Here is a 23,418-nt window from a genome sequence, read left to right on the forward strand (position 1 = left end):
ATTGATCTTTGATGCCTATGGCATCGAAATGAAATGCAAACGGCTCCAAATGCAATTATTCCGTTTTTAACGAAACCGCCGGACTTGTTGCCGCAGACTTCAGCGTGACGAAAATGATTGTCACGAGCGAAATCACCAGCAACAGCATTGGCGGAAATATGAACATCTGCCATTCGTATCCGACGTGAAAGGCAAAATTGTCGAGCCACTTGCTTATGCCCAGGATGATCACAGGAAGCGATATTCCATATGCAATGACCAGCAACCACAACGAATCCTTTGAAAACAGAAATAGAATGCCGCCGATCGAAGAGCCAAGCACTCTTCTGATGCCGATCTCTTTTATTCGTTGTGATACACTGAATATTCCAAGGCCTAACAATCCCAATGAAGAAATGATGATGGCGAGAATCGTGAACACACCAAATATGCTGGTGAACTGCACGTCGTTCCTGTATTGGTTGTTGAAGTGATCATTGAGGAAAAAATATTCAAAGGCACTGTCGGGGAAGACATCTGAGAATAGTTTACCAACCTGACTGACCGTCGCCGACGCTTCCGATTCCCTTACATTCATTTTTATGGAATAGTAAGGCCAAAAGTCATTCTCAGGATAGTAATATATAACAGGTTGATATTTCTCGCGAAGTGATAGCTGATTGTGATTGCTGATTACCGCCGTGATCTCCCCAACGAATTTTCTGCCCTGCTCAAACACAACCTTTTCATGGATCGCATCGTCCGGGTTCTTAAAGCCGAGGCTTTGTGCCAGTTCTTCGTTGATCATAATCCTGTTCGGCGCGCCTGATATAAGGTATCCATCGTCAGTGATAATCTTTGGTTGATTCGGGTCGACATCCCTCGGGACATAGATAAACTTGTCCTGATCTGTCAGATTTCTTCCCGCCAGGATCTTCATCCCGTACGTAGAGAAAAAATGCTCATCCGTATTCAGAAAGAAAGTGCCGACGTTACCGGATTCATCTTGTGTAACGCGACGGACGTTGTTCCGTTCATTAATAACATGACCGGGAACGTCAGTAGATCCGGCTAGCTGTTTTACCTGCGGCAATTGTCGCACGGAATTCAAAAATTCATTTACACGCGTGCGATAAGTTGAGTCACCAAAAGGAGAGGCGCGAACGATAAGCATTTGTTCCTTGTCATATCCGAGATCCTGGTTTTGCATAAAGTTCATTTGCGTCGTCATTGTAACTGTTCCTGCTACCAGGAACATTGACAACACATATTGAAAAACAACCATACCTTTACGCAGCATTGATCCTTTGCCCGACCTGATAAACTTTCCCTTCAAAACAATGGCTGGGTTGAATGATGATAATACCAGCGCGGGATAAAACCCAACAACTGCGATACCGACGAGCAACGTCAGCACTACTGTTATCCAGAATGATGGGCTGTAAAAAGTACCGGATGCTATCAGCATCTGAAAGAAGTTCCGTCCCACAAGCGACTCAAAATAGGGAGTTACTACAATGACAAGGGCGGTCGCCAGTGCGATGGCGAATACATTAACCAAAAATGCATCAAAAAAGAACTGCGTCATCAATTGGAGCTTCGATGCTCCGGAAACCTTTCGCAGCCCAACTTCCTTCGACCGCTCCAGCGCCTTTGCTGTAGAAAGATTTATATAATTGATCCAAGCAATCACGAGAATGAAGATCCCCAAAAGAGACAAGAAGTAAACTGTTCTTTCACTTCCGTTTGAACTTTGTTCCAGGGTAAAGTTCGATTTTAAATGAATATCCGTGATCGGCTGAAGCCAGATGTGCGATTTAAATTTGTACTGCTCCCAGATCTTTGCCGAGTGTTTCTCCATAAACGCCGGCAACTTTGCTTCCAGGTTATCGCGACTTGTTCCTGGTTTCAACAACACATAGTTGTAGAACTCGGGCCACGACCATTCGTCGTATCCCCAATTTGGTCCCAGTAAGTTGGTTGACAACAACACATTGAACTGCAGATGAGAGTTCTCAGGCACTTCGACCACGGCCCCGACTTTCACTGGCATTCTGTTCAATAATAATGTATTGCCAACAGCTGGTTTGTCACCGAAATATTTTCTTGCAATCTCCTTCCTAAGCACCACTGACTTCATATCCCTCAACGCACCGGTATCGCCCTCCACTAACTTAAAGGAGAACATCGATAGTAGTGAGTTATCGGCGAGGAATACGGCCTCTTCATTAAAGGTTATAGGCCCGTTGGGATTGCCTTCGTAAGTGAATGTAGCGGCGGAGAAAAACTGTGATCCGCGCATCACTCTGGCGAAGTCTTCAACCTCAGGAAACTCGGCTTTCATCGCAGGACCAATGGAAGGATGGCTGGTGGCTGATGGTCCGGCTGCGAGTGCGCCGCCGTATTGAATAGGCACGCGATAGAGACGCGAGGCGTTTGCATGAAACAGATCATAGCTACGTTCCGCCTGGATGTACTGATAGATCATGAACACGACGGCCATGCCGATGGCGAGCCCGATGATGTTGATGAAGGAGAAGATCTTATTTCTCAGGAGGTTTCTCCAGGCGACGAGAAGGTATGATTTGATCATAGCAGAGGGATTCGATGATGTTACTGAGGGAGATGTTTAATTTGGGAGAATAGTTTGCTGGCGAACGGGAAATTTGTGAGAAGTTAAGGCTTTTTGGCATGGCGGGACATAATGAATATTACATCATACTTGTCGCAGGGCATGATTGTACTTCTCCCGGTGTTTGCTTCCCCACTCACTCAGTTGTTTAAAAATCGGGAATAGCTCAGAGGCTATTTCAGTGAGCTCATACTCTACGCGAAGTGGCACCTCGGCAAATGCGGTTCGCTTAATGAGTCCATCCTGCTCGAGAGCCTTAAGTTGAAGAGTAAGCATGCGTTCAGTGATAAAGGAAAATTCCTTTTTGAAGTCGGTAAATCTGAGTTTACCTTCTTCCAACTTACTCAGTAGCTGCAGTTTCCACCTACCCTCAATCTTTGCGATTACATATGTGAGGTCACAATTAAAAACGTGTTTTTCATTGCGTGCGTACGTCGTGTCTTTTTTTTCGGTGGCCATACTTACAGGATTTATAGTTCCATACAATTCATAGTAGAACACATATAATTAATTGAAGTTCGGTACTCTTGTCGAAATTTAATATCACCTCAAATAAAAGGAAGTATGGATCTGTATTTAAAGGGAAAGACTGCTGTAGTTACCGGAGCCAGTAAGGGAATGGGCCGCGCGATCGCTAAAGAGCTGGCCAGGGAAGGCGTAAAGGTATTTGCCACTGGAAGGAATGAGGAACTGCTGAGCAGTCTTAAAGATGAAATCATAGAATCGGGCGGTCCGGAACCAATCATCTTTGCGCAAGACTTTGTTGCTTCAAATGGACCTGACGACATTGCCTCGAATGCGTTTTCGAAACTGTCAAATATCGACATACTTATTAACAATGCGGGAAGAACCCGGCCACTCGATGTTGATGGACCGGACGATGAATGGAAAGAGGCAATGACGCTGGACTTCGATCGTCACCGTCAGCTCACGCAACGGTTCCTGCCACACTTTATTGGACGTAAACAAGGTAGTATTCTCAATATCATAAGTACGTATGAGCTGCGGTCAGTGAACGCCTCTGCGGTAGCTAAGGCAAGCATCACGGTTTGGGCGAAGCAGCTTGCCGGACAACTAGGCGCGCATAACATCAGAGTCAATTGCATTCAACCAGGATTAATTGATACCGACAATATTCGTCCTCTCTTCGCCGGTGAGGAAAGAAAATCATTTGCCAGCCGGGAAATTCCATTGGGCGATTTTGGTGATCCGCAGGATATTGCCAATATGGCTGTGTTTATGGTGTCGCAACGTGCCCGCTATATCACGGGCACGGTTGCTGTGGTTGATGGTGGCATGAGACACTTCCCCTTTTGACAGCACCCTACTTCCCCATGCGGTAACCTACAGGAGGCTACTGTTGCTTGGGGATTGGTGATGTCTAGTGCCTGGATTGCGTCATCAGATAACCGGTCTGATAACAGCATCGTTATACATCTTCAAGTATTTTTCGGCTTCAGCAGCACCATAAATTTTCTTCATCAAACTTTCAATGTCGTAGTCGCCACCCGGAACCGTTGGATCCATGAGGAAACAATAATTATAGGATCCGTCTGACTCTGCCTTGATGGGATGGAGTACCCGGGTTTGTTTGAACACGCGCTGCTCCTTGGCGCTCAACTTACTCGCCTTGTCGAAGAAGATTTCGTGAACGAATTTTTCAAAGTCAGCCTGTTTGCCAGGCTTTACCTTGGTGATGTAAATCCATACGGTATCTTTAGCTGCTGCCCGTTTAGCCTGCGAGAAACTTTCGGAGGATGCAAGACAAAGGAGAATGCAGAAGGGTAGGACGAAAGCCCGGCAAAAGGGAAATGATTTCATAGGATTGGTGTTTATTGATTAATAGAATTTCTGGCAATTGACAAATGATGAATAGCCCGCTTAACTTCTTCAGCTAACGATCGCTTACCCGTAACGCTACTCTACCAAAACCCACCTTATAGTGGCTTCACCAATTGAAGATAATTCTCCTACCGTGAGAAGTCAAGTGCCGGGCCCGGAGTAAATCAAACCATATAAACGTCTGACATATTTGTTGTGATGTTTGAACGGCATATAATGGCTCACACGGTCTGACCTCTGTTGTGTTTGAAAAGCATATGATGGCTCACATCCTGGTTCAAATTCGTTACATGATTAAGTAGGGCTTGCCACCATCCTGCTTAAAAAAGTGTATTCCGGGTTAACGAGTTTTGCCATCTTGTCTGAAGATGCATAGATGTTTCAATATGAAACAATGAGAATGAGTGGGAACATGACTGTGATCAATGATCTGCACTTCTATAGCTCGCGAGATCATAAGTCTTAGTGATCTCATAGGTTTTCGTAACCGAAAGTCTTAACTTAAAGTAACCCCTCTTGTTATGCAAAAGTATGTTGCCCTTCTGGCCGTGCTAGGCATTGGCCTGATCACCTGTAGTAATCCGGCTTCGATTCCCTCTGACGTGAACCCAAACATGGACTCCGTACAGAGGTTTATCCTCTTCTTTGATCCTTCAGATATAGCGCCGCTTTCAGCTGACACTTCGTGGTACGCCAAATCACCCGAGATGCTGCTCGACGCGCGTCAGAAAGTGTTGGACAAAATTTTTAACAAACTAAAGCCGCTTGGGTTTGAACCAGATTCGATGGATATGACGGCTGATGCCGCCGCCACTTGCACGATCACCACAACGCCCGACTCTGCGATGCAGGTAAGTCAGGCAATAGCTGGTTCTGTTCTCATTGCAGATGCTAAGATCGAGGGCAGGCCCATTCAACAAGGCAGGCCGATACAACAAGGCGATCCATTTGAAATGATGGATGCCGCCTATCAGGACTGGGGTGTTGACAGAACAAACCGAACCACCTATACAAGTTGTGCCGTGACAAAAGCTGGTGGCGCACTTCAGATGGATCATCCGACCAGGTCGATTTGGATTGTTGACACCGGCATAGCCACTGGCAACCCCTCTCTCTTTATTGACGGTACCCGCGGCGCGAACTTCGTTCCAGGCGATGTTACTACAAACACAGACGACAACAATGGCCACGGCACCATGGTTGCAGGAGTAGCTGCTGCACGACCCATCACCTGGACTATAAGAGACACCGTCCGACAAATCAACGCCGGCGTTGCGCCCGGGGCGCGCGTTGTGCCCATAAAGGTTCTCGATGACTCAGGAGAGGGATACTGGATTTCGGTTTATCAGGCACTCAACCACATTTACGCCCTCGCATCGGCCAAGGATGTAATCAATCTAAGCTTTGGCGAATACGATAAAGTTCAGGAGTGTGAAGACAGAGCGGGAATCACTGCTATTCTTCAGAGTCTTGCCGACAAAGGATGTTTCATCGTGATGGCCGCGGGAAACGACGGACGAAATGCGCGCTGGAATTTTCCTGGTTGCGTTAGGCTTACCAACAACAATAACAAGATGATAACGGTTGGCGCCGCTACATGCGGAAGGCAGTGTGCCCTTTTTTCCAATTATGGTAACAGGGTGGACTATGTAGCTGTGGGTACCGATGTGTTCTCGACGTATCTTAAGAACGGAGCACAGTGGCAATTTATGGTTGGATCGGGCACGTCGTTAGCTACCGGTATTATGTCTGGCGTTGTGTATCTGCGACAAGCAAGACCGTTGAAGAAGGACAAGATTCATTGTAAAGTTATTCCGAAGAAGAAACCTGATTCAGCTGGAGAATTTACTTTTGATTTTGGGGTTCATCGGCAGTAGATATGATGGCTTGTGGCGGCAGATGGATTCAAATGTTTAGCGCAGATGTTGAACGATTCAAAGCGTGCGTTGCGCGCGGGGATCGGATTGAATTTCAATTACAACGTTATACGTCGCGCGCGGAAGATCGATTAAATTTTTTTGCTATTGATCTGAGATGCCTACGGCATCAAAGACAATTCGTGCTACAGACCGAAGATCCCTCCGGGATCTGAATGCAAAAAAAGAGCGCTCTTTCGGCGCCCTTTACATTACTTCTTTGGTACGAAGATATCCTTCAGCTGATCAATAATCTGGTTGCCACCGGACAACGAAATGCTGTTGATCTTATCTGCGATCTTCTCGACGTACTCCATCTCTTTCAATTTGAAAAGCATGGAGTTCTCTTCCATCAGTTTGGCAGTGTTCAACAAGCTTCTTGTGGAAGCAGTTTCTTCCCGCCTCATGATGACGTTGGCCTCGGCTTTCTTCTGGGCCACCAAGACCTGGTTCATGATTTCCTTCACTTCGCCAGGCAGGATGATATCTCTCACGCCACAGTCTCGCACCTCAACACCCAGGTTGTAAGCTTTGTCTTTTAGCGTAGCCAACACGTAGACGGAGATGGATTCTTTTTTCTCCAGCAATTCATCCAGTGAAAGCGTACCAATGAATTCCCTCAATGCCAACTGCATCAGGATATACAATTGTTTCTCATAGTCCTTGTTCTCGATCAAAGCTTTGATTATATCAACTACTTTGTATTGAGTATAGAAGTTGAGCCGCAATGCAGCCTTGTCCTTCGTCAGGATCTCCTGACCAGAGACTTCAAGTTGCAATTGTCTCAAGTCCGCCTTCAATACAGAAATGACAACAGCATTCTTCCAGAAGTAATACACTCCGGTATCCAATACTTTAGAGAACTTACCATCGATCAACAAGATTCCTTTCTCATACGATTCGACAGCAAACACTCTGATGTATGGCAATACCTCTTTCCGCGTGATTGTGTTGGTATCGATCTTTTCGGTAACCTCGATCTTGCTCAAATCAGCTTTAATGAAGGAGTAATCCGTCACACCTTTCCAGTACGCGTATCTTCCGGGAGCCAGGACGTTTCTAAAGTTGCCGTTCTCATACTGCAAGGCGATTTCGTTATCCTTTACTTCAACTACAGTCAACATGCCTGCCAACAGCTCATCCTTCAACAGGATATTCAGATCGATGGAAGGATGGAAAGGCTTTGTTTGATCGTACTCGTACGCGTCCTCATTAGGGAGCAACCAATACGCACCTTCCGTAACTACTTTTCTGTAGTCACCGTTTCTGAACACCAAGCCAATTTTGCCAGTGTTAATTCTGATCCTTTTCATCTATCCTATAAATTAAATTCAAACTTACCTTTCTATTAAAATGACTCATACTTAGTGTGAGCGTTCTATCGTACCGATGGAATACTCATGCAACGCTTGGTGCATTTGCTAATTGATCACGTGAGCATTTCATCTTTATTAAAAATTAAATACTAAGTCTAATAAGAAAGTAGTTCACGACACATCATCATCTGATAACGGGAGTGTAATTGAGGACAGTTGCATCGGTTTAGTTTTCGGCACAGGACTTGGTCTTCAGGAGAGGTCCTGGCAGAGACAAGATTTTTGTGCAGAAAAGTAAACGAACTTACTATCCGGTATCCTTACACTTACAAGTTTTCAAACGACTGGTGTTCAATACCTGGTTTCCTCGCCCGAAGGTTAGGAGTTAGTATTACATCTGACATGCCCCAAACTACTTTCATGGTGGCCATCATTTTTATAGAAGCGATGTACTTCTGCTAAAGAATGGATTTACAGTCCATTGCTTGTTGCTCTACCCAATTGAGCTATCCCGATGTAATCGGGAGAAGGATTCGAACCTTCGACCCACAAGATGGAAAACAACATCAAGCAAGGCAGCATGTTATACTTAGTATGAAGTACAACACTATGGCGCCATACAGAAGCGCTCATCAGGTCCTCTACTTTCAGTTTTCTCCGCGCTTACTCCAGACATAGTCTTGGAGGAAGATTTTTAGTCCTGTTGCCAGAACAATATTTTTGATCAACGAACAAGTGGCCTTACTCAGATTCGAACTGAGATTTCTTTACAGGCAGTATGGCAGGCGCTATAAGGCCTTTTTCAAACCTCTCCGTCCAATTTGACGGAGAGGGTCGAGTGTTTATCACTCCTTTGAATGATGAATCAAAGTACCAGGCTTGCTGCGCAGCCTTTTTGCGTAGTTGAATTCTTTTAGGAAAAAGATCAATTTATTTATTTTAATGTCTGTAGCGCGGAGGGCTTTAACCTCGATCTTGGCGCGAAACTCGCCACGCATTTATCGGCGACTATGCTATCGCGCTACCGGCACTGTCCATTAAAAGAAAGTTCATTCTTATTTAATCAGGACTTGCCCTGGTGGAGATTACTGGTAACGCTCCAGTCCTTCCCGTTTTCAACGGGACGCTTCTACTTAGTTAGCTTAGTCTCCAATGTTGCACATGCAGGGTTCGAACCTGCGACCCCGGAGATGTAAGCTCCGTGCGCTACCGGCTGCGCTAATGTGCAATGTCGTTGTGACAGATGGACTTGAACCATCAACCTACATGGTATAAGCATGGTGCTCTTACCATTGAGCTATGTCACAGAATGTCCGGCCACACGGTAACGATCCGTGTTCTCCTGCTTAAAAGGCGGGAGCATCACCTTAATGCTTTGGCCGGGAATGTTTCGCGGCCTCCTTATCTGATTCCATATTTATATATACTTACAATTCTTCGACGGCACCATGCGGATACTACGGGCATCGAACCCGTCTGATTTTCTGGAGCGACAATCCAGTGGCCACACCGAGCAGCCCCAGTATCCAAAACACAATAGAGGACACAGATGGGCACGATCCACCGACCTGGGCGTTAACAGCGCCCTGCTCTACCGACTGAGCTATGCGTCCGAATAGTTATAAAAGCAAAAAGCCCCGGGAGATTTACCCGGGGCTTCTATTTATAATGAATCCAATTCTATGAATGCATATAACTTCCCGGGTATACCCAATAATCAAACTTCACAACAAACCATATGTGCTGGTGTGAAACAGGATTGATATTGTTGATACTCGTTTTCATTTTTGTCTTATTGTGATACAAAGGTAAATCAACTTTCCGATTGTTACCCAACAGGTAACAAATATTTTTTACCTTTGTCATCCCTAACGCAAAAAATGCGTTACAGGTTGTAGATGATCGTATCAATTCGTCATAGCGTTCTAAAAAGCCTTTTCGAAAAAGGAACAGCTGCCGGCGCATCGCAAGAGCTGAAGGACTTTTTATTGCTATGGCTTTCCGCGATTCATGCAGCGAAGGACGTGCGAGACCTCTCTATAAAGAATGTGAGCATTCTTGAGAAAGGTGCGAATAGCTATCGACTGAAAGTGCATGGAGTGGGAACATTTTCGTTCCGCTTTATTGATGGAGAGATACGACAGTTGGATTACAAACAGGAATTAAACTAAGTATCTATGCCACGAATGCACAGTCCAGCGCACCCCGGTCAGATTCTTGAAGAATTGTACATCAAGACGCATCATCTGACAATCACTGAGGTAGCGAGTGGGCTGGGCGTTGCACGTAAGAATTTGTACGCGATAATAAAAGGAGACTACTCTATATCCGTAGAGATGGCGTTTAAACTTAGCAAGGCATTCGATACAACGCCTGAATTCTGGTTGCAGGCGCAGATGAACTATGACCTGGCGAAAGGGTACAGGGATGCGGGTAAGATTAAAGTGAAGAGGTTGATCAAGGACTGATCAGCTTCCTGTTCATATACATTGGTATTATTTGAATGACGATAGATGAATAAAGAAATATATTGTTACCTAATAGGTAACAAATCTAAAAGACAATCGTATATTTGTGTCATGATCAAAGTGCATTCACACAGTTCGTATCGCCAACAACCGTCACACAATGAACGGGAGGACGAACTATGTATGCCTGAATGATGATATAGAATAAGGTCATTTAAACTCATACGAGCCTCCCTTCCGGAGGCTTTTTTGTTTTTATACATAGGGTAATGGAGGAGTTTGGTCGTCCTCGCCCGCTTTGGACGCGGGAGGTCGCTGGTTCAAATCCAGTTTACCCTACAATGTAGTGCATTGTCTTCGTAACATGGAAGTCATTACGAAGGTGGTTCGTGCAAATTCGGAGAGTAGACCGTAAGTGGAAGCGGGCCGCTCTGTAAAAGCGGTGCTTATGCCCTGGGTGTTCGATTCGCCCCTCTCCGACAATAGTCCGGGATCGTCTAAAGGCAGGACGGGTGACTTTTGGATCAGTAGATGCGTGGTTCGAATCCCGCCCCCAAGAATAGAGCGGGTGTGGAGGGTGAGAGGGAAGATTCATTCTCCGGAACATATGGCGAGCTACGAATTGATGCTATGGTAGGATACATGGTGATGTAACGCAAACTGGTGTCGCGGTAAGATTGTGGATCTTATGTTTATGAGTTCGAGTCTCATGCATCACCCAAGTTATTGCTCTGTCTTCTAATGGATGAGGATACAAGGCTACGGACCTTGAGATGCGAGTTCGAATCTTGCCAGAGCAACTATTGGAGAGCAGGTAAATATTGGTTTGTTGCGCTGTCCTGCTAAGACAGTTCTCATGAAAGTGAGATGAAGGTTCGAATCCTTCGCTCTCCGCAGATAATATTTTATTATTAGTATGAGAAGGTGTCACATTTACGAGCGGGCTTATTTTTGGGCTTTTATGGCGAATGAAATACCCATCGTTCCAATCAATTTCTATGCGTTGCGCGCGGTGATCGAATGCCTTTCAAATAAGGCTTTGCGCGGCGCGCGCAAAAGATCTATCGAATTTCTCTTTGCTATTGATCTTTGATCCCTACGTGATCTGAATGCAATTCGTGCTATTGATCTGTGATCCATATGGATCGGAATGCAAATTATGAGGCAGACAGAGGATCCTCTGGGATCAGAATACATTAACGAACTACGAATCGTTCAACCTTTACATAGGATCTCGAAACCAGCCTGGCAAAGTACAAACCGGTAGTCAGAGAGTTTTGAAAGGAGATTGATTGGAATGAATCTGTTGGCTCGTAGACGCCCACGACTATGCCGGTGTTGTTGAAGATCGTGACATGGGTATTTTCCTCTGGCACAAAGTTCATAGAGATCGATATGGATGAACCTGTTGACGGGTTTGGAGTCACCATGAAAATTTTCTCTCCTATATGGTCTACAAATGCGACCTCGGAATATTCACTTGAGCCATCGAAGTCGACAGACTTTAATCGATAATAATTTTTGCCGAGACAAGGGTTTCGGTTTTCGAATGAATAATCCTTTCTTTCCATGGTAGTGCCATGGCCTTTGACCTGCTCGATCTCTTTAAAGTTTATTCCATCAGTTGAGTGTTCGACTGAAAAGAAGGCGAAGTTGCGTTCGGAAGCAGTTGCCCACTCTAACGAGTGAATGGCACCAGTTTGTTTGACGTTAAAGAAGATAAGCTCAATCGGAAGAGGTCCGCCGGCAACGTAGTTTTTATTCATAATCCCTGGTCCGGTAATGTCAGGATCGTCACCATCCCAAACGGATCCATTGCCGAACCTGATTTTGTCGGAAGCTCCACCACCGACTGAGGTGATTTTGGCAGAGCTGGTCTTGAAGTCAATGATGCTGTTTGTAGCTAAATCCAGCTTACCACCGTTAAAGTTGATGATGGAGTAGAGATTGATCGTAATCGTTACGGAGTTCCAGTCCATAAAATTGGAAGTAATCTGAACATTATCGTCAATAACGATTACGTCACCAGCCACCAAAGCGGGCAGGAAGCCACCTGTACCGTTCGTTGTTGTTGCCCATATGCTGCCTGTTATGTTGCCGGCGGCCGTCGTGTAGTACGTTGTTGCGGAGGCTTTTCCAACGATCGCAAAGGATGTGAAGATTAAAATCAAAGTCCGCAACATATTCATACGCTTTATATTATCACTTGAGATTTCGCGACGTTCAATCAACTTGATGCATAGCAAACTGCAAAGCTACATCGACGCAGCAACTTTGAAAGACGAATACATTACATGCGTTAGATCGTGGGAGTCTTAATGGGTCAGGTAAAACCCGTACGGGAATTCACCTGAGCAGTGTGCAATGGTATGAAATGTTTTGTCGGTGGTTAGAGAGATTAATCGGGATAGTGATCATCCGCAGTTTTGTTCGTGAATCGTTGGAAGGAAAGTTGCATGATTAACACAAATGAAAGAGTGCGTTGCAGTTCGGAGATTCCTTATGTTGTTGACAGCTAATCGTTAATTAAATCGATTTTGTTGCGTGCGTTGCGCGTCGGGATAGATTTGTGTTTCATGGATGGTGCGTTCGCGACGCGCGGAAGATCGATTGAATGTTTTTTGCTATTTATCTGAGATGCCTACGGCATCTGCATGCAATCCGAAAGCAAAGTGCTACTTCTCCAGTCTCGTGCGAATTTCATCGATCCACCTTTCAGGACTCGTATTCTGCAGGAGTACGTCCGGTGTAAATCCTACTTTGTCAATAGGGTGGCGATCCGTCCAGCTTGACTTCACGATAGGAATGCTCACCCGAAAATGCGAACAAGGTAAGAGTGTTGACGATGCTCCTTCGTAATCCATCATGCCGAACGTGTTTAGGCCATACGTTGTAGTTTTGCCACTTGACTTTGAAACGTAGAAGAAATACTCGGTTGAACTTCCGCATAAATTGTCGACGACTAAAGCAATCTTCTTCGGATTCGAGGTTATTGAATCCAACGGAAACACAACTCCGGGAACAGGATAGAATTCCTCTTTGGTTATCGGCAATTCTTTGTACGCGGTTTTATATTGGTTCAATACTGATGAGGGGAAATATTTTTCATATCCAGCGGGAATTGGGTTGACTACGTAGGGTTCAATGTCCTTTAGTTTTAGCTGCACGTTCTCTTTCGATACCCTAACGTAGCCATTCTCCTGAACTATCGGCTTGGTCATTAAGTAGCTCAGGAAGGATACCCATCCTGTGCTGCCTCCACCATTGCCCGTTAAGTCAATGATGAGATTTGGTGTTGACCGTATCACGGAGTCATTCTTCTGTATCAGTTGCGAAATTTTCTCATCGTTATTCCCAAACGTAGGTATTCTTAATAAAGCAGTTTTCGAAGACAACTTTTCGAAATGGAGGCCATTGTTCCCGTTCTTCCAGGTCTTCATTTCGGATTTTTCAAGGTCATCCATCTGCTTTGGAAAAGTTCTTCCGAAAATTCTGTTGTTCCAGCCCAGCAATAGATTGCCTTTTACCTTTATAGGGTAATCGGTAGATGAAAAAGTATTGTAGTATTTTACAGTCAGTCCCCGGTCGCGAGGAGTGATTGTCATGTACACAAGTCCGTGGGGAATTTTGGAGTCCTTTGATTCAAGGACAATAGCCTTGAATATATTATTAGCATACCTCCGTATTCCGAGTACTAAACTGCTGTCCTGGTCTATCCATATACCTTCCAGACTGTATTTATCTTTTTTATTAATCTGCTTTTTGAAGACTTCGATGGATAACGGTATTGATTCCGAGTCAAAATCATTTTCATTGGTGTAGTTTAATGAAAAGTGACTATCATAAAAGAACTTCACATAGCTTCTCATGACAAAAAAGCAAGGCTTGTTTTCCTTCGTGCTTGCGGCCTTGTTTCTTAGGTCATCCCTGAGCGACTTGTATTGCTTTAAGTTTTGGGCGGTTACTTTGATTGGAAATCCAGCGTAGTCGGTTTCTGTTTTTGAAATCAATGTGTCGAGGTTCTGCAGGCAATTACATTGTGAATTTTGAGCATAAGCACGATCCTCAACGAACAGAAACATCACAAGCAGGATTACTGCAATGGTTGAATGGTTTAGCGTTCGATGTGCTTGAAATGGTGTGGTGCCTATTGATTTCATTGTGGGTGTTGGCGATTTTGATTTCCTTTTAGCACACCGCGCTAAGAGGGATGTGCAAAATATTCCAATTATACAGCCAATACCCACAGCGTTGCAAGTGGTCTTTTCTATATGCCTTAGATTCCTACGGGATCGGAATGCGTTAACGTGCGTGCGTTGCGCGTCGGGATGGGAATGTGTTTTATAGATAATGTGTGCGCGACGCGCGGAAGATCGATCGAATCTTTTCTTGCTATTGATATGCGATCCCTACGGGATCGGAATGCAATTCGTGCTACAGGTAGGGGATCCCTACGGGATCGGAATGCAGTTTCAGCGGACCGCCATCATGCGGAGATAATTCTGAAGCGTGGCGTTGCTGATCTGGCCGTAGAATTCTTCAATGTGCGATTTCACTTCCTGGAACGTGAGAGCTTCATCGTCGTTTGTGTACGCCCTGATGCCGTTGACCAGCACGCGCAGCTCGGCGATCGTTGATTCACTGAGCAGCGATGTGATCTTCAGGTCGGTGATCTTTTCAGAAAGATTCTTGCCTGCATCGTGGAAGTACAACTCAATCTGCTGCGCATTCGCAGGATCGATCAGTTCATCATATGAACGAAACAGACTGGTTGAGAGCGTCAGGTATGGCTGCGACGCACTCACGGCAATTCTTTGGGCCAGCTTGCGACCGTTGTATTGATAGCTTACGAAGAAATACTGATCAGTCTGATTATCGAGGTACGCGGCGCCCAGGGGCAACGATACAGAATCGAGAATAGAGAAGCGGCCGTCGCGGAGAAGGTCGTGAATGTCGGTTTCTGCTGATATGCGCTCGCCATCCCTTAGGGTAGGACAGGGCACAAAGTTTTCGCGAACACGAACTTTCACGACACCGTTTACCACCGTCGAGTTTCTGGCGGAAATCATGTATCTGCCTTTCTCGGGGCTAACCACTACAAGAATGTCTTGTGTCGAGGAAAAGTCCAATACGAGGTCGTCTGAGTAGGCGATCTCGCTGCCCACGTGTACAGGCATCCCGTTGTAGGCCACGCGGCCGTCTACACGGCAGACCATCAGTTGCGTTGCCTGGGCGATCGTAGCGAAACACATTAACAAGAGTGCCAGAACCGGAACGACCGTCAGGGCGCGGCGGCATCGTTGTGGAGTTACAAACATGGCGGCAAAAGCTTTAGGCTGGATCATGCGCGCTCAGTGCCACAAACGAGAAGCCAGTTTAAGCGGGTGGAAGCAAACAGCCTGTACGTTGGTTAACGGCACTTTTTGGTTGGAGCGGGTTACGGTTCTTTTGTGTAAGGTGATGACAATGTTCAACGTGTGGGTAATTGAGCCACAGTTTGGATGATCCCTCCGTAATCACCGTCCCCTTACTCCGTCTTCAAACTCTTCGCCGGACTCATCCTTGCGGCGCGGATTGCCTGATAGCTCACCGTGCAAAGTGTGAGCATTACGGCACCGCCAACCGACAGCAAGAATACCCATGGTGAAAGATCGACGCGATATTGATATTGAACCAACCAGGATGACAGCCCATACCACGTGATGGGTACTGCTATCACGCTGGAGATCAACACCAGCAAAACAAAGTTCATCGATAACATCCTCCAGAGGTTGAGAACCGTTGCACCGATTACCTTTCGGATGCCGATTTCTTTGGTGCGCTGTTCGGCAACGAAAGAGGCCAGGCCGAATAGTCCGAGGCAGCTGATCACTACCGCGAGCGTTGCAAACACGGAAGCGAGCGAGGCGATGCGTTCTTCGCCGGCAAACTTTCCGGCGTAGGCGTCGTCGGCGAATTCATATTCGAATGGAGCGGAGGGGATTACTGCCCGGAACACAGACCCAATTGCTGGTAAGGCAACGGAGGCACTAACATTCGGCTTGAGTCTGATGTTCATCCAGTGAAGGTTGTCACGCAGCAGGTAGACGGTGGGTTGTACCGATGCATAAGGTGAGCCCATCATCATGTCTTTGATAACGCCGATGATGTGGAAGTCTTTGTTCATGCGCCAGTTCTCGTTCTTCCAACTGACCACCTCCTCGACGGCATGGTCCATGCCCATAAATCTGGCGGCGGCTTCGTTGATGACGAGCGCGCTGGAGTCGGAGGCGATATCGGGGGAGAAGTCGCGACCTGCGATAAATTGCCACTTCATTGTAGAGCCGAATTCGGATGACACACCGAGTGTTCCGAAGTTCTCTTGAATTGAAGGGTCCTTGCCAGTCCACGTAAACCCGTCGTTGTTCGACCAGACGGACATGATCTTACCGGCAGATTCGGAAAGCTCCTCCACGAACCCCGTCTTCTTTAACTCGGCTCTGATCGCATCCGTCTTGCCGTAGAAGTCACCGGTCTTTTTTTGTATCAGTAGAAGTCCTTGGGGCGTATAGCCCACCGGTCGGTCCTTGGCAAACATGATCTGGCGGTATACGACAACCGTGCTGATTATGAGGGCAACGGAAACTGTGAACTGCAACACTACCAGGAGCTGCCTTGGGACGGAGGCGAGGCGGCCGGATCGGAAGGTTCCCTTCAATGTTTTCACCGGATTGAAGGATGAGAGGTATAAAGCAGGATAGCTTCCGGCGAGTAGTCCGGTGAGGAAGATGAATATTGTAATTGCCAGCCAGAACGGCGCATAGCCCCAGGGTAATGATACGTCTTTAGCGGATAGTTGATTGAACCAGGGAAGGGACAGCGAAGTGATCAGCAAAGAACAGCTGAAAGCAAGAATGACCACGAGGTACGACTCAGCAAAAAATTGCGCGATGAGCTGACGGCGGAAAGACCCCATCGACTTACGGATGCCTACCTCGCGCGCGCGACGCTCAGATCGCGCCGTGCTAAGATTCATGAAGTTGATGCAGGCCAGTACGAGGACGAAGCCACCGATGATGCCGACCAGCCATACCATGCGCATAGGACCACCGTCGGGCCTGCCGTAGTTCGGCCAACTGAACGAGGAACGCAGGTGCCAGTCATTCATAGGTAGTACACGCACCGAGGGCTGCTGACCGCGTAGTTCTTCCAAACCATCGACGTCTGCGATTGCCTTGCGTACGGAAGGAACTACCGCCGCTGCCACTTCCTCCATCGTCTTTCCATCTGCGCGTTCAAAGTATATGTGCAGAAAGTGATTCTTCCAGTCCTGTCCTTTCAGCCACGTAAAGTTTGTCTCGGCAAGCACGAAGGGAGCGATGAACTCCAGCTCGTGAAACCTTGAATTCAGAGGTATGTCGCGATAGACGCCGGTGACGGTCACAGCAATTGTTGAATTGATCATGACGGACTGTCCAATAGGATCACCGTTGCCAAACAGTTTGCGCGCGACAGACTCGGACAACATTACCGAGGCCGGCTCTTTCAAACCGTCGCGTGTGCCCCACACCATTTCAAGTGTGAGCATGTGAGGCGCATCCTTTGCCATGTACTGGCCATTGGCTGCAAACTGTTTATCGTCGCGGGAAATTATTACCGGATAGGGTTGCAGCGCCTCGACCAGGTACTTGAAGTTGCTACCATACTGCGTTCGGAGGACGTCGATGAGCGGATACTGAAGTGAGGTTCCGCCCGCCCAAGGCGTTCCATCCGGATCGATTCCCGACTTCATCAGCTGCCCGATTTTGTCGTAGTCTTTGTGATAGTGGTTAAACGTGAGCTCATCGTGAACCCAGAGTCCGATGAGCATGGCGACGCTCATACCGAGGGCGAGGCCGCCGATGTTGATGAAGGAGTAACCTTTGTTCCGGAGGAGGTTGCGGAGGCCGATGGTGAGATAGTTTTTGAGCATGGCGGGATAGGTTTATGTGGTTACTGATGAAGGGGGCGAAGGTTACATCTGAAATTAAGAATTAAGAGTTAAGAATTAGGAATTCGCTACCACGACCTGCGGTCGTGCATTTAGATAAAGCGAGAATGGTGCGCGGTGGCTCTTTTAAATGGTGGGCCACATTTAAGGGTTGTGGCAATTAAATGGTAATAAAAAAGTAATGAGGTCTTGAATGCTATCTGGACGCGCTTTTTGACACACCACTCCAAACCCAACTAAAGATTTAGCTGAGAATACTTGCATCATCCCAACTAAATCTTTAGTTTCGTTTCAGCATTCAGGCAACAACACAAAAAAAAACAACTCAATAAAATGAAAGAGCTTACCCGCGCTGAAGAGGAGATCATGCAGGTACTATGGACCATCGGTTCCGCATTTGTCAAGGACATCATCGACCAATTGCCAGACCCAAAGCCTGCGTATAGTACGGTCTCTACCATCGTGAGAATTCTTCAGCAAAAAGGGTTCGTCGGTCATAAGGCTGTGGGGCAATCGCATCAATATCATCCGCTCATCACCAAAGCGAACTATACAAAATCGTTTATGAAGGGGTTCGTGAAAAGATATTTCGATGGGTCGTATCAGGAGATGGTTTCCTTCTTTACCAAAGAGCAGAAATTGAGTGTGAGCGAACTTGAGAGTTTAGTCAAGGATCTGAAAAAACTTAAAACCAAGAAATTATGAGTCACGCCTTGAGCAACTACCTGATCGAGCTATCGGCGATCCATGTGACGCTGATGCTCGGCTACTGGATTTTTCTGAGGAAAGAGCGTCAATACGGCATCATGCGCTTTTGCCTCTTAGGATCTGTCGTGGTTGCTCTAATTATTCCCCTGCTTAAACTACCCAGACTCTTCAGCGTTGAGGAACCTGTTTATGAGTTTGCGTACAGCCCTGCCGTAGCGAGCTCCGTGGTCTCTGTCGCACCGGCTCAAACCTCTTTCTGGAGCTTTGAGTTATTGCTGGTGATTTATGGGATCATGAGTAGTGTCCTTTTGATCATGTTCCTCAATAGTCTACGGCAGCTGTTCTTACTTAGAAGGAAGGGCAGGTGTGAGCAAATTGAGAAACTTCGCATCTACCGAATCGCGAGCATCAAGGGAAGCTTCAGTTTCTTCAATTCGATCTTTATCAACAAAGAGATTGACCCAAACGGACAGGCGCATGAAGTGATGGTGGCGCATGAAAGGGCGCACGCCGTTCATGGCCACACTTATGATATAGTATTGCTGCAATTGTTCCGGGTGTTCTTCTGGTGGCTACCAACAGCATGGATTATTAACAGAGAAATCAAAAGAGTACACGAATACCAGGCGGATAATTGCGTACTTCAGTCATATAGTGTTGAGGAGTATTCAGCAGTCCTCATCAATTCAACCCTGACGCTACACGGCCTAAGCCTGGCGAGTTCATTTCATGACAGTTTAATTTTAAAACGACTTACAGCTATGAGACAACAAACAAAACGGGTGAGTGCCTGGAAACTGGGCGTTCTGAGCGGACTATGCACCTTGCTCATCATCGGCTTTGCCTGCACTGAAGAGGCGAAGAGTCAGCGCGCAGAAAATTCCACCGATCAAAGCAAAGCAGAGATTTTCACCATCGTGGAGAAGGCGCCGGAATATAATGGCGGCATAGGGGCTTTCAGGAAAAACATCATGGAAGAAATCAAGTATCCGTTGGAGGCACGACAAAAGGGAATTACGGGACGTGTCGATGTTCAATTCGTAATAGATAAAGATGGTTCCCTTACAGACGTTAAGGCGATCAACAACCCTGGGGGCGGCTGCGACATTGAAGCGGAACGTGCTCTCAGGAACATACCGCCGTTCACGCCTGCTTCACAACAAGGCAAGCCGGTGAAGGTGCGTATGATGGTACCGATCGTGTTCATGCTTGACGACAAGTCGAAGAATCCGAAGGGAGTGATCAGCATCGATGAGGTGCAGCCGTTGAACGCGAAGATGAAGGTTAACGCGAGCTATAGCGAGGGCGAATGGACCGGGTACTGTTTACGATGAAGAAGGTGAAGGACTTCCGGGCGTGAACCTGCTTGTGAAGGGAACCACAACGGGGACGGTATCCGATGGAGAGGGGAAGTTCAGGTTGAAGGCTGAAGAGACGAGTGAGGTTGGGTTGACCTTTATCGGATATGAGACCGCAACATTACAGAAAGGTAAGTGACAAGCTCAGGTAAGAATTGCGCGACGAAAGAATGAGGACATAACTTGAAAAGATAGAGCGACGCGTGGAAGATCGATGCGAAATTCTGTGGTAACGATACAGAATCTTACAGGAATTGCTTTCTCTTGTGTGCGAACCGATACATTAGAAGTTTCTCAACCTCAGCTTTGTGTCGGCGAGGATAAGCCATGGGGATCGATTTCATTCCCTGAGCTGCTCTCTTTGAGCTAATGTTTTTCATCGACGGTGTTAGATGACGCTGGCGGAATATCAATCGGAGGATAAGATTTGAGATACGTTTGATGATACTGCTTTACTTTATGTCTCAATGCCGCGCTTTCCAACAACGTCGACATTTCTTTAAAGGCCAATATCTCTCGTTTAAGGTCAGGATTGTGTTCGCACGCTTCATCTATTGCAAGACGCACGCTGGTAGCGAGCGTCCCTTCAAGATACTCTGGAATCAGACCGATAATTTCGTCGTTCGTCATTCGTAATAACGCGCACTTGAAGCACCCGTTGCAGGCACGCCATGCAACGGAATTTTTTAATTTTCATTACCTCGACCGATTTAACGTTAAACATTGCGCGTAGTTGTTCGAGAGACTGATTATTATAATAGAATTCGCGAATTATCCTTTGACAGTCAGGGCTCAATGTTTCAAGAAGTGATTCGACAGCCCGTACTCGCGAAAGGAAAATTTCATCGTCATCATCCCCGACCGACGACAAATTGGTGGCCGTGGCTATGTTGCGTCGCTTCTCGAGAGACTTGATCCACAAATTTCGACATATCGCAAACATGTAAGTACTGACCGATGATGTACCCTTAAACCGCGCGCCTGAGATACTGTTGATCAGCACGATCATCCCATCGTGGAAGGTATCCCTGGCACTTTCGCGGCAGCCACTATTACTTAATACAAATCGCTCCACCATAGGATAGAGGTTGTTGTATAGGGTTTGCCAGCCGGCTTCGAATTGTTTTTGATCTGATGATTGTAGTTGCGCCAGAATGGACGCATCTATCCCTGCATTGTGATGTTCTGCTGACATGCAACGTAATCCCCCTGTAAAACTTGTGTAGCGCTAAAATAAGACTTAACAGGTGGGCCGACCGTTGTATTCCGCAAACGGATGAGGCGCCGACAGACGACGAAAAGTCCGGGAATATTATAGGCGTTTCAACGCACAGATTTAAATTTAATCACCAACTGTAGCTCTGTTGGTAGCCAGTGGGTTACGAGAATATTGAACCATCAGTCCCCCGGAAAGCAGGGGTAAAAATATGATGAGTGGTATTGACTCTCGGCTTTTGAATGTTATGGGACTTGTTAGTTTGAAGCAGGGTTAAGCGCAGGACTGTGAAAACCATTGAGATTGAAATTGCTTTGTCGGTTCGGCGATTAGACTCAAATGTCGGGTGGAATAAACTTAAAATTTGGTCGCGGTCTCATGGATTCATTTCGAGTTATCAGAATGCTGCCATAATACTTTATGAGATGCCCAGGGTATCTCAAATTTGCATTGATGCGGCAATCATTTTTTAGGACGCTTGCTGCTTCCCTGAGGAAATTCAAAACCGAACCTTGCGCTCACGACGTCCTTATAGGGGCTTTGATCTCTTGGATCGACGAGCCGGAACATTACAGTAGCCGTGCCGTTGACACGTCCCAGCAATTTGTATTGCTTTTTGATACCGGCGAACATTCCATATACCCACCTACGACTATTTGGATCTCCCTTTGTCATCGTAAGCGGAGGAACTGTTGTGTTCATTACTTCAATTTCAAAACGCGGTGAGAAACCCTTTCCAATCAAATACTCTCCATAAGCGCGAGGGCCGAAGATACGCGATGAGGAATTGAAAGTATCGACACTCCTATCGTATCCCCAACGTTGATTCCAACCCAGTCCAGCCGTGATTTGTCTTGTGATCTTGTAGCCAACATATGGATTGAAATCCAGCAGTAGTATCTCGCCTTCGCCTTGGATTTCGATGTTGAAACCAAATACAAATCGTTTCCCTTCGGCCGGCCGGGTCAATACCTTTTTAAGACTATCGGTGAGATCGCGAATGTTGGGTACACTTTTAAATTTTGTCTTGTATTTGGATATCTGATCCATCGCTGCCTGGAGCTGCTCTTGCTGTCCTGCAAAATGATTAACGGCAGCAGTCCGAACCTGATTTATCATCTCTGATTTCAGTGCGTCTTCGGATTTCAGTGTTTCAGAATAAGGAATATTTGTTTGTTTCTGAATTTCACCGACTGGAGCATATCCGGTCAATTTAGATTCAGCAAGCTGGTCGATCGCAGTTCCATCCAAACTTTGAATGTCGCCCGCTGATATCCCGGAGACTCCGATTTCATTCGTGAGCTTGTCTGTAGAAACTAAATTGTTTGGGTTCAGTTGCTTCGTGACATCCAGTGCTTGATTGCCTGTTGGCAAATCGGATACTCCCGGAAGGCTTTGAGAGAGCTTTCCGGCGTCAATTGAAGGCAAAGAAGCTGTGTTGATATCAAGCGCAGGCAGGCGAGCGGTGTTTAAAGCACTTTGAACGTTCATCATTCCTGGCGACGCGCTAAGTGGATTCACTTTCGCGATCGCATCCTTCAACGCACCGACTTCCTTCTGCAGTTCCGGAGGAAGTCCTTCCACATCAAGGGCACTCATTGCCTTTGTTCGGATTTGCTCAATCTTCGTTTTCCCTTCTTCGTGAACCTGCGTTAGTCTTGAGCGAATGCTATCCAGCTTGCTAGTCAGCGCTGCCGTTGGTTTACCCAATCGGTTAAGGCTGTCCAATAAGCTCGTCAGCTCCTGCTCTTTCCGGTTAATTTTTGCTGAATATCCTTTGTACCAACTTCTTGTCTTTTCGATATCATTCGTGAATGATCCAGCTATTGAGTCAAGCCTGCTGCGGTATTGTGCAAGGGAGTCAGTGATGCCGGAAGGCATCCCTATCGTTGTGTCTGTCGCATAAAACACTGATGCAAACTGCTTAACCGAGCTTTTATTGATAGCGATGGACGCATACCCGGAAGTAGTTATGTTAATCAGTATATATAGAAGGAAACGTCCTCGCATGAGT

Annotated in this window: 18 protein-coding genes and 7 tRNA genes; 11 read left to right on the forward strand and 14 right to left on the reverse strand. The window is 46.5% G+C overall.

What is annotated here, in order from left to right; translation table 11 throughout:
• Positions 1-55 precede the first annotated feature (55 nt).
• A complete protein-coding gene (locus tag WBG78_RS04820; protein ID WP_337325246.1) occupies positions 56-2,572 on the reverse strand; it encodes an ABC transporter permease in 2,517 nt (838 codons plus the stop codon).
• Between the two features lie 123 nt (positions 2,573-2,695).
• On the reverse strand, positions 2,696-3,070 hold the full coding sequence (locus WBG78_RS04825; RefSeq protein ID WP_337325247.1) for a winged helix-turn-helix transcriptional regulator: 375 nt from the start codon (positions 3,068-3,070) through the stop codon (positions 2,696-2,698).
• 105 nt (positions 3,071-3,175) lie between these two features.
• On the opposite strand from WBG78_RS04825, the gene WBG78_RS04830 reads away from it, so the two are divergent.
• The gene (locus tag WBG78_RS04830) at positions 3,176-3,928 is read left to right on the forward strand and encodes an SDR family NAD(P)-dependent oxidoreductase (RefSeq protein WP_337325248.1); all 753 of its coding nucleotides are present in this window, start codon (positions 3,176-3,178) and stop codon (positions 3,926-3,928) included.
• An 84-nt stretch (positions 3,929-4,012) separates the two neighbouring features.
• Here the strand turns inward: WBG78_RS04830 and WBG78_RS04835 are convergent, their stop codons facing one another.
• Positions 4,013-4,432 (reverse strand): hypothetical protein, encoded by a 420-nt coding sequence (locus WBG78_RS04835; protein ID WP_337325249.1) that lies wholly within the window; start codon positions 4,430-4,432, stop codon positions 4,013-4,015.
• Positions 4,433-4,974: 542 nt separating this feature from the next.
• On the opposite strand from WBG78_RS04835, the gene WBG78_RS04840 reads away from it, so the two are divergent.
• Positions 4,975-6,330 (forward strand): S8 family peptidase, encoded by a 1,356-nt coding sequence (locus WBG78_RS04840; protein ID WP_337325250.1) that lies wholly within the window; start codon positions 4,975-4,977, stop codon positions 6,328-6,330.
• Positions 6,331-6,581: 251 nt separating this feature from the next.
• Here WBG78_RS04840 and WBG78_RS04845 read toward each other — a convergent pair whose 3' ends face one another.
• From WBG78_RS04845 to WBG78_RS04860, 4 genes are all read right to left on the reverse strand, one after another.
• Positions 6,582-7,682: a slipin family protein gene (locus tag WBG78_RS04845; protein ID WP_337325251.1), complete on the reverse strand. Its 1,101-nt coding sequence runs from the start codon at positions 7,680-7,682 to the stop codon at positions 6,582-6,584.
• Positions 7,683-8,840: 1,158 nt separating this feature from the next.
• Positions 8,841-8,913: transfer RNA gene (locus tag WBG78_RS04850), tRNA-Val, on the reverse strand.
• A gap of 6 nt (positions 8,914-8,919) precedes the next feature.
• Positions 8,920-8,992: transfer RNA gene (locus WBG78_RS04855), tRNA-Ile, on the reverse strand.
• A gap of 233 nt (positions 8,993-9,225) precedes the next feature.
• A tRNA-Asn gene (locus WBG78_RS04860) sits at positions 9,226-9,298 on the reverse strand.
• A gap of 285 nt (positions 9,299-9,583) precedes the next feature.
• Here WBG78_RS04860 and WBG78_RS04865 point away from each other — a divergent pair.
• From WBG78_RS04865 to WBG78_RS04890, 6 genes are all read left to right on the forward strand, one after another.
• Positions 9,584-9,856 carry a hypothetical protein gene (locus WBG78_RS04865; protein WP_337325252.1) on the forward strand — a complete coding sequence of 91 codons (273 nt, stop codon included), beginning with the start codon at positions 9,584-9,586 and terminating at the stop codon, positions 9,854-9,856.
• Between the two features lie 6 nt (positions 9,857-9,862).
• Positions 9,863-10,153, forward strand: a complete 291-nt coding sequence (locus WBG78_RS04870) for a HigA family addiction module antitoxin (RefSeq protein WP_337325253.1) — start codon at positions 9,863-9,865, stop codon at positions 10,151-10,153.
• A 263-nt stretch (positions 10,154-10,416) separates the two neighbouring features.
• Positions 10,417-10,492 (forward strand) — tRNA-Pro (locus WBG78_RS04875).
• 59 nt (positions 10,493-10,551) lie between these two features.
• Positions 10,552-10,633 (forward strand) — tRNA-Tyr (locus tag WBG78_RS04880).
• A 247-nt stretch (positions 10,634-10,880) separates the two neighbouring features.
• Positions 10,881-10,953, forward strand: a tRNA-Arg gene (locus tag WBG78_RS04885).
• Positions 10,954-10,958: 5 nt separating this feature from the next.
• Positions 10,959-11,047: transfer RNA gene (locus tag WBG78_RS04890), tRNA-Ser, on the forward strand.
• 302 nt (positions 11,048-11,349) lie between these two features.
• Here WBG78_RS04890 and WBG78_RS04895 read toward each other — a convergent pair.
• From WBG78_RS04895 to WBG78_RS04910, 4 genes are all read right to left on the reverse strand, one after another.
• Entirely contained in the window at positions 11,350-12,336 is a 987-nt protein-coding gene (locus WBG78_RS04895) for a T9SS type A sorting domain-containing protein (RefSeq protein ID WP_337325254.1), read from the reverse strand.
• A gap of 492 nt (positions 12,337-12,828) precedes the next feature.
• Positions 12,829-14,313, reverse strand: coding sequence for a S41 family peptidase (locus WBG78_RS04900; RefSeq protein ID WP_337325255.1), 1,485 nt, complete (start codon positions 14,311-14,313; stop codon positions 12,829-12,831).
• A gap of 312 nt (positions 14,314-14,625) precedes the next feature.
• Entirely contained in the window at positions 14,626-15,498 is an 873-nt protein-coding gene (locus WBG78_RS04905) for a hypothetical protein (protein WP_337325256.1), read from the reverse strand.
• A gap of 182 nt (positions 15,499-15,680) precedes the next feature.
• Positions 15,681-18,104 carry an ABC transporter permease gene (locus WBG78_RS04910; RefSeq protein ID WP_337325257.1) on the reverse strand — a complete coding sequence of 808 codons (2,424 nt, stop codon included), beginning with the start codon at positions 18,102-18,104 and terminating at the stop codon, positions 15,681-15,683.
• A 351-nt stretch (positions 18,105-18,455) separates the two neighbouring features.
• Here WBG78_RS04910 and WBG78_RS04915 point away from each other — a divergent pair, with 351 nt between their 5' ends.
• From WBG78_RS04915 to WBG78_RS04925, 3 genes are read left to right on the forward strand one after another with little or no spacing between them, the layout of a single operon-like run.
• Positions 18,456-18,827, forward strand: coding sequence for a BlaI/MecI/CopY family transcriptional regulator (locus WBG78_RS04915; protein WP_337325258.1), 372 nt, complete (start codon positions 18,456-18,458; stop codon positions 18,825-18,827).
• Positions 18,824-20,164, forward strand: coding sequence for a M56 family metallopeptidase (locus WBG78_RS04920; protein WP_337325259.1), 1,341 nt, complete (start codon positions 18,824-18,826; stop codon positions 20,162-20,164). Before WBG78_RS04915 ends, WBG78_RS04920 begins: the two co-directional genes overlap by 4 nt.
• A 22-nt stretch (positions 20,165-20,186) precedes the next feature.
• On the forward strand, positions 20,187-20,327 hold the full coding sequence (locus tag WBG78_RS04925; RefSeq protein WP_337325260.1) for a carboxypeptidase-like regulatory domain-containing protein: 141 nt from the start codon (positions 20,187-20,189) through the stop codon (positions 20,325-20,327).
• Between the two features lie 227 nt (positions 20,328-20,554).
• Here the strand turns inward: WBG78_RS04925 and WBG78_RS04930 are convergent, their stop codons facing one another.
• The 3 genes from WBG78_RS04930 to WBG78_RS04935 all read right to left on the reverse strand — a co-directional run bounded on the left by WBG78_RS04930 (position 20,555) and on the right by WBG78_RS04935 (position 23,414).
• On the reverse strand, positions 20,555-20,818 hold the full coding sequence (locus WBG78_RS04930; protein ID WP_337325261.1) for a hypothetical protein: 264 nt from the start codon (positions 20,816-20,818) through the stop codon (positions 20,555-20,557).
• Complete coding sequence (locus WBG78_RS30750; protein ID WP_443092761.1) at positions 20,775-21,383, reverse strand: RNA polymerase sigma factor; 609 nt, start codon at positions 21,381-21,383, stop codon at positions 20,775-20,777. Before WBG78_RS30750 ends, WBG78_RS04930 begins: the two co-directional genes overlap by 44 nt.
• 483 nt (positions 21,384-21,866) lie before the next feature.
• Positions 21,867-23,414: a hypothetical protein gene (locus WBG78_RS04935; RefSeq protein WP_337325262.1), complete on the reverse strand. Its 1,548-nt coding sequence runs from the start codon at positions 23,412-23,414 to the stop codon at positions 21,867-21,869.
• Between the last annotated feature and the right edge of the window lie 4 nt (positions 23,415-23,418).

The sequence above is a fragment of the Chryseolinea sp. T2 genome (assembly GCF_037203685.1).
GTDB lineage: Bacteria > Bacteroidota > Bacteroidia > Cytophagales > Cyclobacteriaceae > Chryseolinea.

Coding starts and splice junctions, on each gene's coding strand:
- WBG78_RS04900 (WP_337325255.1), bottom strand. CDS start 14,313: ATGAAATCAATAGGCACCACACCATTTCAAGCACATCGAACGCTAAAC.
- WBG78_RS04915 (WP_337325258.1), top strand. CDS start 18,456: ATGAAAGAGCTTACCCGCGCTGAAGAGGAGATCATGCAGGTACTATGG.
- WBG78_RS04820 (WP_337325246.1), bottom strand. CDS start 2,572: ATGATCAAATCATACCTTCTCGTCGCCTGGAGAAACCTCCTGAGAAAT.
- WBG78_RS04920 (WP_337325259.1), top strand. CDS start 18,824: ATGAGTCACGCCTTGAGCAACTACCTGATCGAGCTATCGGCGATCCAT.
- WBG78_RS04870 (WP_337325253.1), top strand. CDS start 9,863: ATGCCACGAATGCACAGTCCAGCGCACCCCGGTCAGATTCTTGAAGAA.
- WBG78_RS04895 (WP_337325254.1), bottom strand. CDS start 12,336: ATGTTGCGGACTTTGATTTTAATCTTCACATCCTTTGCGATCGTTGGA.
- WBG78_RS04835 (WP_337325249.1), bottom strand. CDS start 4,432: ATGAAATCATTTCCCTTTTGCCGGGCTTTCGTCCTACCCTTCTGCATT.
- WBG78_RS30750 (WP_443092761.1), bottom strand. CDS start 21,383: ATGTCAGCAGAACATCACAATGCAGGGATAGATGCGTCCATTCTGGCG.
- WBG78_RS04825 (WP_337325247.1), bottom strand. CDS start 3,070: ATGGCCACCGAAAAAAAAGACACGACGTACGCACGCAATGAAAAACAC.
- WBG78_RS04830 (WP_337325248.1), top strand. CDS start 3,176: ATGGATCTGTATTTAAAGGGAAAGACTGCTGTAGTTACCGGAGCCAGT.
- WBG78_RS04840 (WP_337325250.1), top strand. CDS start 4,975: ATGCAAAAGTATGTTGCCCTTCTGGCCGTGCTAGGCATTGGCCTGATC.
- WBG78_RS04865 (WP_337325252.1), top strand. CDS start 9,584: ATGATCGTATCAATTCGTCATAGCGTTCTAAAAAGCCTTTTCGAAAAA.
- WBG78_RS04910 (WP_337325257.1), bottom strand. CDS start 18,104: ATGCTCAAAAACTATCTCACCATCGGCCTCCGCAACCTCCTCCGGAAC.
- WBG78_RS04930 (WP_337325261.1), bottom strand. CDS start 20,818: ATGACGAACGACGAAATTATCGGTCTGATTCCAGAGTATCTTGAAGGG.
- WBG78_RS04845 (WP_337325251.1), bottom strand. CDS start 7,682: ATGAAAAGGATCAGAATTAACACTGGCAAAATTGGCTTGGTGTTCAGA.
- WBG78_RS04905 (WP_337325256.1), bottom strand. CDS start 15,498: ATGATCCAGCCTAAAGCTTTTGCCGCCATGTTTGTAACTCCACAACGA.
- WBG78_RS04935 (WP_337325262.1), bottom strand. CDS start 23,414: ATGCGAGGACGTTTCCTTCTATATATACTGATTAACATAACTACTTCC.